Below are 13,022 nucleotides of genomic sequence, written 5' to 3' on the forward strand. Positions count from 1 at the left end.
CTCCCGGTGCGCTGGGGTGCACCCGCCTCCATGGCCGGGCGGCCAGGCCTCCCGGTGCGCTGGGGTGCACCCGCCTCCATGGCCGGGCGGCCAGGCCTCCCGGTGCGCTGGGGTGCACCCGCCTCCATGGCCGGGCGGCCAGGCCTCCCGGTGCGCTGGGGTGCACCCGCCTCCATGGCCGGGCGGCCAGGCTTCCCGGTGCGCTGCGGTGCACCCGCCCCACGGCCCGGCAGCCAAGCCTCCCCGCGCCCCGCGGCGCCCCCCACGGCCCGGCAGCCAAGCCTCCCAGTGCCTCGCGGCGAGCGTCCGGCGGCGAGCGTCCCGCGGCTTTTGAAACCCTTTGCTGCTTTGCATAGTTGGCCGATCGCCGCCCCGGAGTCGATCCGTCCGGTGCTGCATGATGGGGCGCATGGGGACCGAGGGAGCCAACTTCCGTGTGATCGCGGGGCGTTACCGTCTCGAGGACAGGCTCGGTCGCGGCGGCATGGGTGTCGTATGGCAGGCGACCGATCAGTTGCTCGGACGAAGGGTGGCCGTGAAAGAGCTCCCCCTCGACGAGACGCTCTCCGCGGCCGAGGCCCGGCGAGCGCGTGAGCGCACATTGCGCGAGGCTCAGGCGGTGGCGCAGCTGAGCCACCCGCACGTCATCGTCGTCCACGACATCCTGGAGGACGACGAACGCCCGTACATCGTGATGGAGTTGGTGGACGGCGACTCCCTCGCCGACCGAATGGCGGCGCACGGCCCCGTGGACGCGCCGGAGGCCGCCCGGATCGGCGCCGATCTGCTGAGCGCCTTGCAGACGGCCCACGCGGCCGGCGTCCTGCATCGCGACATCACCCCGGCCAACGTGCTCATCGAGAACGGCACCGACCGCGTCGTTCTCACCGACTTCGGCATCGCTCAGGTGGCCGGCGCGACCACGCTCACCGAGTCCGGGTCCTTCGTCGGCTCGCCGGAGTACACCGCACCGGAGCGGATGTCCGACTCCAGGACCGGCCCCGCATCCGACCTGTGGTCGGTGGGCGCGCTGCTGTGCGCGGCCCTGAGCGGTGAATCGCCCTTCCGGCGCGACTCGTTGAGCGGCATCGTGCTCGCCGTCGTGTCCGACGAGATCTGCCCGCCCGCGCAGGCGGCACCGATCCTGCCGGTCGTTCAGGGGCTGTTGGAGCGGGACCCGGCCCTGCGGCTGGACGCGGAGGCTGCCGAGCGGATGCTGAGGGAGTTCCTGGACACGGGGCGCGTGCCTGCGGAGAAACGGTTCGGCAGGTCCGCCGTGCGCACGGTCGGCGGTGGGGAAGGCCCGTACTCGACGCGCAGCAAACTGGCCACCGTCGTGTTGGTCGCCGCCATGGCGGTCGCAGGGGTGTCGGCGGCGGCCCTGCTGGTGAGTCGCGGCGGGGACGGGGGTGTGGTGCCGCCCAGCTCGACGCCGGGGACGTCGGCCGGGCCGACCGGTACCGCGAGCGCCTCCAGCCGCCCCGGTACGCCGAGTGCCTCCGGCAGACCCGGCACGGCGAGCCCGTCCGGCAGGCCCAGTACGGCAAGCCCCGCCACCAGGCCCGGCACGGTCACCCCCTCCAGCACCCCCACTGCCCCCCTCTCGCCCAGCGCCACCTCCACCTCCACCCCGTGACCCCTCGCGCCGACCAACCTCGGATAAAGCGGAGATAAGTTGCGAGCTGAGTCACGGCTCTGTGACCGGAAAGCATTCCCGCTGGATACGTGGGCGCTTACCGCGATATGGATGGAAGCATGAGCAGCAACGGGGGAGCCCCTTACCGGTCCGACGAGCCGACGAGTTTTGAACTGCAACCGCCGCAGCCGAACCCGCCGGGCCCCGTTCCGCACCCGGACAACCCGTATGCGTCGCCCACTCAGGCCGTACCGCAGTCGGCCGTACCGCAGTCGGCCGTACCGCAGTCGGCCGTACCGCCGCAGGCTGCGCCCCACCAGCCAGGGCCCCACCAGCCCGCGCCCGCAGGGCCCGCCCCGGACCCTGGCACCGGACGTCTGATAGCCGGCCGCTACCGGCTGCTCGCCAAGCTCGGGCACGGCGGGATGGGTACCGTCTGGCGGGCCAAGGACGAGACGGTGGACCGCGAAGTCGCCGTCAAGGAACCCCGCGTACCGGATCACCTTCCCGATCGCGAACGTGCCAACGCCTTCGAGCGGATGCGGCGCGAGGCCCGCGCCGCAGCCCGGCTCGATCATCCGGCGGTCGTGAACGTGCATGACGTCGCGGTCGTGGACGGCCAGCCTTGGATCGTGATGGAGCTGGTGCAGGGCCGTACGCTGGGCGACGCGCTGCAGGAAGGCACGCTCGGTGCCCGGGACGCGGCGAGAATCGGCCTCGAAGTGCTCGGCGCGCTGGAGGCCGCGCACGCGGCGGGCATCCTGCACCGCGACGTGAAGCCGGACAACGTCCTCCTCGGCCGCCATGACCGCGTCGTCCTCACCGACTTCGGAATCGCCCAGATCGAGGGCGAGACCAACCTGACCGACACCGGCGGCTTCGTCGGCTCGCCCGAGTACATCGCGCCGGAGCGGGTGCTGGGCCAGCGGCCGGGACCCGCGAGCGACCTGTGGTCCCTGGGTGTCGTCCTGTACGCGGCGACGGAGGGCGTCTCGCCGTTCCGCCGCAGCAACACCCCGGCGACCCTCCAGTCGGTCCTCAACGCCACGCCCGCGCCGCCCGCCTCCGCGCAGGGCCCCCTCGCCGAGGCCATCAACGGCCTCCTCCAGAAGGACCCGGCCCGCCGCCCGAACGCGGCGCAGACGCGTGCGCTGCTGGAGCAGACGGCGAACCCGCCGGCGCCGGCCCCGACGACGCAGATCGTTCGGGTCGCGGAGGGCGCCAAGGGAGGCATCCTGCTCGGGCGCAAGGCGCTGCTCGGAATCGGGGCGGCGGCCGTCGCCGGTGCGCTGGCGGCGTATCTGGTGATCGCGGATCCGTTCGCGGGGTCCACGCCGGACGGCTGGACGCAGCGGGCGCACCCGAAGCTGGGTGTGACCCTGAAGGTGCCCGCGGCCTACCAGCTCACCAAGCCGGACGCCGACGACACGGACAAGAACTGGATCACCTACTCCGACTGGAGCGGCAGCATCTGGGTCGGCGTGAGGCTGGCCCGGAAGTCCGAGGACACCTCGAACCAGATCAAGAACTCCGCGGCGGCCGAGATGTACGCCGACAACGAGCAGTACAAGGAGCAGGGCAACTACGAACTCTCCATGCCCGACGGTCCTCAGACCGACACGAGGCAGACCACGTACCAGGGCAAACAGTCCGCCGAGAACACGGTCAAGTACACGACTGACGACACCCAGAACCCCCGCCCCCGCGAACTGAAGATCTTCTACTACAAGACCACGGCGGGCGACATGTACAAGGTGACGATCAGCTATCCGGGCAAGGGCGACTTCACGGACCGTGGACGCGAGGTGGCGCAGGCGACCATCGCGAACCTGGACATCGGCAAGCTCTGAACTGGCCAACGGCCCGCCCCGCAGGGTAGGCATTGTGCATGAGTAGCGACGGGGGCGGCACCGGCCCCAAGGGGCGTGTGATCGGCGGGCGTTACCGCCTCGTCGAGCGCATCGGCTCCGGCGGGATGGGCACCGTCTGGCGGGCGCTGGACGAGCTCGTGGACCGCGAAGTCGCCGTCAAGCAGCCGAGGTTGCCCGGCGACCAGGAGGACGCGGCTCATCAGCGGGCCGCCCACCGCCTCTACCGCGAGGCCCGCGCCGCCGCCCGGGTCGACCATCCGGCCGCCGTCTCCATCCATGACGTCGTCGTGGAGGAGGACGGACTGCCGTGGATCGTCATGGAGCTGGTCCACGGCGAGTCCCTGCACGAGGCCCTCAAGCGGGGGCCGGTTGAGGCGCCGGAGGCGGCCCGCATCGGCGTCGCCGTCCTCGGCGCCCTGCGCGCCGCGCACGCCGTCGGCATCGTCCACCGCGACGTCAAGCCGGCCAACGTGCTGCTCGGCGCCCACCGCCGTGTGGTCCTCACCGACTTCGGCATCGCCCACATCCAGGGCGAGGAATCCCTCACCGTCAGCGGCGAGTTCGTCGGCTCCCTGGAGTTCATCGCGCCCGAGCGGATGTCCGGCCGCGGCGCCGGCCCGGCCTCCGACCTGTGGTCGCTGGGCGTGCTCCTGTACGCCGCCGTGGAGGGCTGGTCGCCCTTCCGCCGTACGACCCTGGAGTCCACGCTCGCCGCGATCCTCGCCGCCGATCCGCCCGAGCCGAAACAGGCGGGGCCGCTGGGGTCGCTGATCGTGCGGCTGCTGGTGAAGGATCCCGAGCTGCGCCCCGACGCGGAGGATGTCGGGGCAGTGCTGGAGGCGGTCGCACAGGGGTGGCCGGTGCCGGAGCCCGCCGTGGGCTCGGCGGGGGCGGGGCCTCAGGACGCCTCGGCGCTGCGGGAGTTCACGGAGGACGCGGGGACGATACGGCTTTCGGGCGCGACGGCTGCTGAAAGGGCAGCCCCCGAAAGGGCGACGGCTGCCGAAAGGGCGACCTCCGAAAGAGCAGCTTTTGAACGGGCAGCGCCCGAAACGGCGGCCTCCGAAACGGCCGGTGACCAGGGGGCGCCAGGCCCTGAAGCGGCGCCCGGAGCAACCCCGGACGCGCCTCCGGAAGCGCTGCCCGAACCGGCGACCGCAGCCATGACCCCGAACCCGGCCCCCTCCGGCCCCAAGGGCCGATCCTGGCTGCGCCCCCTTCCCGTCGCCGTTCTGGGCGTCCTCCTCGTGGCCGGCACCTGGTTCACCACCTCCTCCTTCCTCGTCGACACCGACGAAGGCCCCAAGGAGATGGACCCCGTCCACACCTCGGCCCCCCTGGTGCCGGGCGAGACCACCCCCAGCTCCACCCCCAGCGCCAGCTCCACCTCCAGCCCCGCCGCCGGTGCCTGGATCGCGCACCGGGAGAAGGAGATGGACGCCGTGCTGTCCCTCCCGGCCGAGTACAAGGAGATGGCGCGGGAAGGCAGCACCACCGACCAGCCCCGCCTCGTCGTCTACGACATCGGCCTCGTCCAGGTCCGCCTCACCCTGTGGGACAGGTCGCCCCGCCCGTTGCTGGACCAGGCGCAGAACGCGCTCGACACCTGGGACAGCTACGACCACGACGCCAGTGGCCAGTCCACCCGCACCACCTTCAAGGGCTTCGACGCCGTCCAGTCCGACATCACCTACAACAAGGAAGAATCGCCGACCCGCGTCATGCAGCTGTTCGTGGTCACCGGTGACGACCGCATGTACGAGCTGCGCGTCGACATGCCCAAGGGCACACCCACGGAGAAGAAGGGCACCGCGGTCTTCAAGGGTGCCCGTGACCGACTTGAGATCGGACCGGACCGAGCGCCACCTCCTCGTCCTCGCGCAACGCCCTGATCAGCGCGTTTACTGCCAGTGGACACTGGCAGCATGTGAGCACTCGGTGAATCCCCGTTACCGACGGGTACACAAAGCCTCCGTCGCGGCATACTCTGCGGCTCATGACGGACGCGCAGGCCCCGGCCAAGACCGGCACGAACCCCCTCGCCCCCGCCCCGGAGGGCGCCCGTACCGCCGCCGACGTGGTCACCCCCGAGCTGGTCGCCCAGCTCACCAAGGGCGTGGCCGGCTCCGGCCGTACCGCGAACCACACGCCGTTCACCGGCGAGAAGCTGGCCGACCTGCCCGAATCCACGCCCGAGGACGTGCAGAAGGCGTTCGAGGCGGCCCGGAAGGCCCAGGCGGTCTGGGCACAGGTCCCGGTACGGCAGCGGGCCGCCGTCCTGCTCCGCTTCCACGACCTGGTGCTCGAACGCCAGGCCGAGGTCCTCGACCTCATCCAGCTTGAGACCGGCAAGGCTCGCCTGCACGCCCACGAAGAGGTGCAGGCCGTAGCCGTCGCGGCCCGCCATTACGGCCGTAAGGCACCCGCCTATCTGAAGCCGAAGCGGCACGCGGGGGCCATGCCCACGCTGACCAAGGTCACCGAACTACGCCACCCGCGCGGTGTCGTCGGCCAGATCGCGCCCTGGAACTACCCGCTGGAGCTGTCGGTCGGCGACGCGCTCCCGGGGTTCGTCGCGGGCAACGCGGTCGTGATGAAGCCCGACACCGAGACCTGCCTGACCGCCCTGTGGGCCCGTGACCTGCTCATCGAGGCGGGACTGCCCGCCGACGTCTTCCAGGTCGTCCTCGGCGAGGGCCCGGTCATCGGCCCCGAGGTCGTCAAGCACGCCGACTACGTCTCGTTCACCGGCTCCACCCGCACCGGCCGCGAGGTCGCCCAGGGCGCCGCCGCCCGCCTGGTCGGCGTCTCGCTCGAACTCGGGGGCAAGAACGCGATGCTGGTCCTTGAGGACGCCGACGTGGAGAAGGCCGCCGCCGGCGCCGTCCGCGCCTGCTTCTCCTCCGCCGGCCAACTGTGCATCTCCATCGAGCGCCTGTACGTCCACGAGTCCGTTGCCGACGCCTTCGTGGAGCGCTTCGCCGCGCGCACCAAGGCGATGCGGCTCGGCAAGTCCCTCGCGTACGGCGCCGACATGGGCTCCCTGGTCGGCGAACGCCAGCTGGAGACGGTCACCCGGCACGTGGAGGAGGCCGTCGCCAAGGGCGCGAAGCTCGTCGCCGGCGGCACCGCCCGCCCCGACATCGGCCCGTACTTCTTCGAGCCGACCATCCTCGACGGCGTCGAGGCGCCGATGGCCGTCTGCTCCGAGGAGACCTTCGGCCCGGTCGTCTCCATCTACCGTTTCAAGACCGAGGAGGAGGCGATCGAGCTCGCCAACTCCACGCCGTACGGCCTCAACTCGTCGGTCTGGACCAAGGACGGCAGCCGCGGCCGCGCGGTCGCCGCCCGCCTGCGCACCGGCACGGTCAACGTCAACGAGGGCTACGCCCCCGCATACGGCAGCGTCCAGTCGCCCATGGGCGGCATGAAGGACTCCGGCCTCGGCCGCCGCCACGGCTCCGAGGGCATCCTCAAGTACACCGAGGCCCAGACGGTCGCCCAGCAGCGGCTGCTGCCGATGGCGCCCTCGCTGGGGATGGACGACGAGAAGTACGCCCAGTTCATGAGCCGCAGCCTGCGGCTCATGAAGGCGTTCCGCTTCCGCTAGATCCCGCTCGACCGCACCGCCGCTTCACGCCCTCAATGAGGAGAGCAAGTGTCACAGGAGAACTCTGCCCAGAAACAGGACGACGGCTCCGGATACGACTATGACGTCATCGTCGTCGGGTCGGGGTTCGGCGGGTCCGTAACAGCGCTGCGCCTGACGGAGAAGGGCTACCGCGTCGGTGTCCTCGAAGCCGGCCGCCGCTGGACCCGCGAGACCCTCCCCAAGAACTCCTGGGACCTGAAGAACTACCTGTGGGCCCCCAAGCTCGGCATGTACGGCATCCAGCGCATCCACCTGCTGGGCAACGTCATGGTGCTCGCGGGAGCGGGTGTCGGCGGCGGCTCCCTGAACTACGCCAACACCCTCTACGTACCGCCGAAGGCCTTCTTCGACGACCCCCAGTGGCGTGACATCACCGACTGGCAGGAGGAGTTGAAGCCGTACTACGACCAGGCGCAGCGCATGCTCGGCGTACGGATCAACCCGACGATGACCCCGTCGGACGTCCACCTGAAGGCGGCCGCCGAGCGGATGGGCGTCGGCGACAGCTTCCACATGGCGCCGGTCGGCGTGTTCTTCGGCGACGGCAAGGACGCCGCGGGGGAGTCGCAGGCCGAGCCCGGCCAGGAGGTGTCCGACCCGTACTTCGGCGGGGCGGGCCCGGCGCGCAAGGCGTGCACCGAGTGCGGTGAGTGCATGACCGGCTGCCGGCACGGCGCGAAGAACACCCTCAACGAGAACTACCTCTACCTGGCCGAGAAGGCGGGCGCGGTGGTCCACCCCCTGACGACGGTCGTCTCGGTCACGGACGACTCACAGGGCGGCTTCGCGGTGGCGACCCTGCCGACCGACCGTGGGAAGAAGGGCGAGGGGAGGCTGTTCAAGGCCCGCAAGGTGGTCATCGCCGCCGGTACCTACGGCACCCAGACCCTGCTGCACCGCATGAAGGCGGGCGGCCAACTGCCGCACCTCTCGCCGAAGCTGGGCGAGCTGACCCGCACCAACTCGGAGGCCCTGGTCGGCGCGCAGACCGACAACCGGCGCTACCGCAAGGCGACGGGGCAGCCGAAGGTCGACTTCACGCGCGGAGTCGCCATCACGTCCTCGATCCACCCCGACGAGAACACCCACATCGAGCCGGTCCGCTACGGCAGGGGCTCCAACTCGATGGGCGGCCTGTCGATCCTTCAGGTGCCCTACGTGGACGGCCGTTCGCGGGCCGGCGCCTGGCTGGCGAACGCGGCCCGCCACCCCCTCCTCATGCTGCGCTCCCTGTCCAACCGCCGCTGGTCGGAACGGACCATCATCGGCCTGGTGATGCAGTCGCTGGACAACTCGCTGACGACGTACCTGAAGCCGGACGGCGTGGGCAAGGGCCTGCTGACCGCCCGCCAGGGCCACGGCGCCCCCAACCCCAAGCAGATCAAGGCCGCCTCGGAGGCCGCCTCGGTGCTCGCGGCCGACATCAACGGCTTCGCCGGTTCCAACGTCGGCGAGCTGATGGGCACCCCGCTCACCGCCCACTTCCTCGGCGGCTGCCCGATCGGCGACTCGCCCGAGACCGGCGTACTAGACCCGTACCACCGTCTGTACGGCCACCCCGGCATCTCGGTCGTCGACGGGGCGGCGGTGTCCGCCAACCTCGGCGTCAACCCCTCCCTGACGATCACCGCGCAGGCCGAGCGGGCGATGTCGTACTGGCCCAACAACGGCGAGGCGGATCAGCGCCCGGTGCAGGGAGCGGCGTACGAACGCCTCAAGCCCGTCGAGCCGCAGTTCCCGGTGGTCCCGGCGGAGGCCTTCGGGGCCCTGAAGCTGCCGTTCCTCGGGATGCCGGCGGTGCCGCCGAAGAAGTAGCGGCCGGCGACGCGACAGCGGACAACAGAGAAGGACCTGCGCCCCCCTCCGAGCGCAGGTCCTTCTCCGTCTTGCGTAGAGCTTCGGTGAGGCTTAGGCCTCCGCACCGACCTTGCGGCGCTTCATCGCGAACACGACGCCGGCACCGGCGAGGATGGCGACGCCGCCGATCGTCCCGATGACCGGGAGGTTGGAGTCGGCACCGGTCTCGGCGAGGTTGCCGCTGACCTCCTGGACCTCGCCCTGCGGCTTCTTGCCGTCGATGCCCGAGGGCTTCTCGCCGGTCGGGTCGGCCGGGTCGACGTCGCCCGGGTTGCTGCCCGCGGCGAGCACGGTGAACTCGTAGAACTCACCGTTGCCGTAGCACGCGGCGTCGTCACCCGCGTAGATCGCCTGGCTCAGCGCGAAGGACGAACCGGCCGGGGCGGACGACTTCACGCGCACACGCAGGTCCAGCGTGGAGGAGGAGTTCGCCTCCAGCTTGTCCAGGGAGGCGACGAAGCTGCCGGTGAAGACGACCTCGCCGTTCTCGTCCTTGTAGAAGTCCTGGTAGCTGCTGGTCCACTTGCCGTCCTGCTTGACCTGGATCTCGGCCATGTCCAGGTACAGCGACTCGTCGGCGTTCTCCTCCGCGTACTCGGTGAACGCCTCGATCCAGACGTTCTCCAGGTCCTTGTCGGAGTTGTTCGTGGCGACGAACTCGAAGTTGTGCCAGCCCGAACCCGCGACGATCTTGCTCGGCAGGCCCGAGATCTCGGCCTTGAGGTTGTCGTCGAGGTCGAAGGTCTCGCAGTCCTCGTACGGGTTCCAGGACGGGTCGTCCTCGGGGGTGCTCTCCTCCGGGGCCGGCGTGCTCTCCTCGGCGGCCGGGGTCGACTCCTCGGCGGCCGGCGTGCTCTCCTCCGCGGCGGGGGTGCTCTCCTCCGCGGCGGGCGTGCTCTCCTCGGCGGCCGGGGTCGACTCCTCGGCGGCCGGCGTGCTCTCCTCGGCCGCGGGGGTGCTCTCCTCGGCGGCCGGCGTGCTCTCCGACGCCGTAGGCGTCGCAGTGTCGTCCGTGGCAAACGCAGCCGGCGCGGACAGCAGTGCGATCGGCGCTATGACTGCCGTCGCGGCCGCAGCGGCCAGGGCACGGCGAAGCTTCATGAAGACCTCGAAAGTCCGGAGTGCTGCGATGTCGCAGCACGCGCATACAGGGAGGCCTCCGCGTGTGGGGCGCGGGAGTGGCCCTTGGTACGCACGGTTTGATCAGTGACGGCTGTGAATGGTTGCACCGTCACTAACAAATTTTTTATGTGGCCTGCGTCACGTGGCGGCCATGAGACGGGCATGAGAAGGGCCCCGCGGGACGGAGCCGCGGGGCCCTTCTTTCGTCAGCACCGACGTCAGGGCAGCGTCGGTGCCTGGGGAGCGGCGCCGGGGGGTTGCGCCGCTGGTCCTGGGGGCCGCAGCCGCTGGCAGTGCGTCAGCGCACGGCAGGGCCGAGGGAATTGCAGGTGTCCTACGGAGGGGCTTGGAGCTTTCTACGCATCGTGCTGGACGGGTGGGGCCACCGCAACCGCTCGATCCCGGCGTTACTCCGTCCTGCCCGTTCCGCCGGCCGGCCCCGGGCGTCCCCGGAGCCGACCGTTCTCTTGGGTGACCGGGCTGCTGTCCCCTGCCGTCCGGTCACTTTCCTGGAGCGAGGTCCCACGACGCACGGGACGATCCGTACGCCACATCGCTCCAGCGAGCCACGCGTGGTTCTTTCGGGCCCGCCCCTGGCTGGCACGGACACCGGTACCAACGAAGGGGCCGGAAAGGTGTCACGCTCCGGACGGGTGAGAGCGGATGCGGACGTCTGTCCCCGGAACGTGGATTCAGATCCGGCCGCGGCACAGCTCCAGAAGCGTCATCGCCAGCGAGGTGCCCTGCTTGCCCAGCGCCTCGCTGTAGTGGTTGAGGATCTCCATCTCGCGGGAGAGGTTCACGCGCCGGCCGCCCGAGGTGATCCGCGCCTCCTGGATCACCGCGGAGACGGCCATGCGTTCCTGGATCAGACCGATGATCCGGTCGTCGAGCGCGTCGATGCGTTCACGGGCACCGGTGATCACGCCGGCGGCCTCGGGGGTGCGGGCGCCGGTCTTTTCGGCGGCGGTGGCAGTCATTCGGGGCTCCTGTGGAGGCTGGGGTCGCCCCGGGGCGGCAGGACCCGGAAACGCCAGACGCCCCGGGCCTTGTCGGCCCGGGGCGCCTGGGAAGTCGCTTGTCAGTTGCTCAAGCAGCACGACCATGGCAGCCGGTGGGCCGGTTGCCATAGGTAAAGAGGAAAGTCGGGTGCGTGAGCATGGGCCCAGTATGCCGTGCCGCGCGGGGGAGTCCAAAGGGGTTCGCATCCTGAGACGGGGCTTGCCCCGGGAGGGGCCCCGCGGACCCCGGTAGACTCGGGCTCACACACACCTCGCTCACCGCCGGAAGGCAACCCGTGTCATCAGCGAACCCCGCAGCCGCCCCCGACACCGTCCTGGTCGTCGACTTCGGTGCGCAGTACGCCCAGCTCATCGCCCGTCGCGTCCGCGAGGCCCGGGTCTACAGCGAGATCGTGCCGAGCACCACGCCGGTCGCCGAGATGCTCGCCAAGAACCCGGCGGCGATCATCCTCTCCGGCGGCCCCTCGTCCGTGTACGAGGAGGGCGCCCCCCGCCTCGACCGCGCGCTCTTCGAGGCCGGCATCCCCGTCTTCGGCATGTGCTACGGCTTCCAGCTGATGGCGCAGAGCCTGGGCGGGACGGTCGACAACACCGGTGCGCGCGAGTACGGCCGTACCGATCTCCACGTGTCGAAGTCGTCCTCCACCCTCTTCGAGGGCACCCCCGCCGAGCAGGCCGTCTGGATGTCGCACGGCGACGCCTGCTCCGCCGCCCCCGAGGGCTTCTCGGTGACGGCCTCGACGGACGTGGTCCCGGTCGCCGCCTTCGAGAACGACGAGCTGAAGCTGTACGGCGTCCAGTACCACCCCGAGGTCATGCACTCGACGCACGGCCAGCAGGTGCTGGAGCACTTCCTGTACCGCGGCGCGGGCCTGAAGCCGGACTGGACCACCGGCAATGTCATCGAGGAGCAGGTCGCGGCCATCCGCGAGCAGGTCGGCGACCGGCGCGCCATCTGCGGGCTGTCCGGCGGCGTGGACTCCGCCGTCGCGGCGGCGCTGGTCCAGAAGGCCATCGGCGCCCAGCTGACCTGTGTGTATGTCGACCACGGCCTGATGCGCAAGGGCGAGACCGAGCAGGTCGAGAAGGACTTCGTGGCCGCGACCGGCGTACAGCTGAAGGTCGTGGACGCGGAGGAGCGGTTCCTGAAGGCGCTCGCCGGGGTGTCCGACCCCGAGGAGAAGCGGAAGATCATCGGCCGCGAGTTCATCCGGGTCTTCGAGCAGGCGCAGGCCGAGATCATCGCGGACGAGGGCCCGGCGGTGGAGTTCCTCGTCCAGGGCACCCTGTACCCGGACGTGGTCGAGTCCGGTGGCGGCACCGGCACCGCCAACATCAAGTCCCACCACAACGTCGGCGGCCTCCCCGAGGACCTCGAGTTCCAGCTGATCGAGCCGCTGCGCAAGCTGTTCAAGGACGAGGTCCGGATGGTCGGCCAGGAGCTCGGCCTGCCGGACGAGATCGTCCAGCGCCAGCCGTTCCCCGGCCCGGGCCTGGGCATCCGCATCGTCGGCGAGGTGACCAAGGAGCGTCTCGACCTCCTGCGCGAGGCCGACGCCATCGCCCGCGAGGAGCTCACCGCCGCCGGTCTCGACCGTGACATCTGGCAGTGCCCGGTGGTCCTGCTCGCGGACGTCCGCAGCGTGGGCGTGCAGGGTGACGGCCGGACCTACGGCCACCCGATCGTCCTGCGGCCGGTGTCGAGCGAGGACGCCATGACCGCCGACTGGTCGAGGCTGCCGTACGACGTGCTGGCGAAGATCTCGACGCGGATCACCAACGAGGTGCGGGACGTCAACCGCGTCGTCCTCGACGTGACCTCGAAGCCGCCGGGCACCATCGAGTGGGAGTAGGCCCCTTTT

Annotated in this window: 8 protein-coding genes; 6 read left to right on the top strand and 2 right to left on the bottom strand. The window is 70.8% G+C overall.

The window, feature by feature from the left end; all coding sequences use genetic code 11:
* The first annotated feature begins 409 nt into the window (after positions 1-409).
* From ACZ7L5_RS38665 to ACZ7L5_RS38685, 5 genes are all read left to right on the top strand, one after another.
* Entirely contained in the window at positions 410-1,636 is a 1,227-nt protein-coding gene (locus ACZ7L5_RS38665) for a serine/threonine-protein kinase (protein WP_471523025.1), read from the top strand.
* Between the two features lie 119 nt (positions 1,637-1,755).
* Positions 1,756-3,486: a serine/threonine-protein kinase gene (locus ACZ7L5_RS38670; protein WP_471523027.1), complete on the top strand. Its 1,731-nt coding sequence runs from the start codon at positions 1,756-1,758 to the stop codon at positions 3,484-3,486.
* A 38-nt stretch (positions 3,487-3,524) separates the two neighbouring features.
* Positions 3,525-5,399: a serine/threonine-protein kinase gene (locus ACZ7L5_RS38675; RefSeq protein WP_471523029.1), complete on the top strand. Its 1,875-nt coding sequence runs from the start codon at positions 3,525-3,527 to the stop codon at positions 5,397-5,399.
* 104 nt (positions 5,400-5,503) lie between these two features.
* A complete protein-coding gene (locus ACZ7L5_RS38680) occupies positions 5,504-7,117 on the top strand; it encodes a succinic semialdehyde dehydrogenase (protein ID WP_328879850.1) in 1,614 nt (537 codons plus the stop codon).
* A gap of 48 nt (positions 7,118-7,165) precedes the next feature.
* The gene (locus ACZ7L5_RS38685) at positions 7,166-8,974 is read left to right on the top strand and encodes a GMC family oxidoreductase N-terminal domain-containing protein (RefSeq protein WP_471523031.1); all 1,809 of its coding nucleotides are present in this window, start codon (positions 7,166-7,168) and stop codon (positions 8,972-8,974) included.
* A gap of 93 nt (positions 8,975-9,067) precedes the next feature.
* Here ACZ7L5_RS38685 and ACZ7L5_RS38690 read toward each other — a convergent pair whose 3' ends face one another.
* Positions 9,068-10,117, bottom strand: coding sequence for an LAETG motif-containing sortase-dependent surface protein (locus ACZ7L5_RS38690; RefSeq protein ID WP_363035587.1), 1,050 nt, complete (start codon positions 10,115-10,117; stop codon positions 9,068-9,070).
* 713 nt (positions 10,118-10,830) lie between these two features.
* Positions 10,831-11,118 (bottom strand): chorismate mutase, encoded by a 288-nt coding sequence (locus tag ACZ7L5_RS38695; RefSeq protein ID WP_383237483.1) that lies wholly within the window; start codon positions 11,116-11,118, stop codon positions 10,831-10,833.
* Positions 11,119-11,435: 317 nt separating this feature from the next.
* Here ACZ7L5_RS38695 and guaA point away from each other — a divergent pair, with 317 nt between their 5' ends.
* Positions 11,436-13,013 (top strand): glutamine-hydrolyzing GMP synthase, encoded by a 1,578-nt coding sequence (guaA, locus tag ACZ7L5_RS38700; RefSeq protein ID WP_328879847.1) that lies wholly within the window; start codon positions 11,436-11,438, stop codon positions 13,011-13,013.
* The last annotated feature ends 9 nt before the right edge of the window (positions 13,014-13,022 follow it).

Source organism: Streptomyces sp. NPDC107528, from assembly GCF_055639295.1.

Bases quoted from the DNA above. Each gene is read 5' to 3' on its own strand.
- ACZ7L5_RS38665 (WP_471523025.1), top strand. From the start codon at position 410: ATGGGGACCGAGGGAGCCAACTTCCGTGTGATCGCGGGGCGTTACCGT.
- ACZ7L5_RS38680 (WP_328879850.1), top strand. From the start codon at position 5,504: ATGACGGACGCGCAGGCCCCGGCCAAGACCGGCACGAACCCCCTCGCC.
- ACZ7L5_RS38675 (WP_471523029.1), top strand. From the start codon at position 3,525: ATGAGTAGCGACGGGGGCGGCACCGGCCCCAAGGGGCGTGTGATCGGC.
- ACZ7L5_RS38690 (WP_363035587.1), bottom strand. From the start codon at position 10,117: ATGAAGCTTCGCCGTGCCCTGGCCGCTGCGGCCGCGACGGCAGTCATA.
- ACZ7L5_RS38695 (WP_383237483.1), bottom strand. From the start codon at position 11,118: ATGACTGCCACCGCCGCCGAAAAGACCGGCGCCCGCACCCCCGAGGCC.
- ACZ7L5_RS38670 (WP_471523027.1), top strand. From the start codon at position 1,756: ATGAGCAGCAACGGGGGAGCCCCTTACCGGTCCGACGAGCCGACGAGT.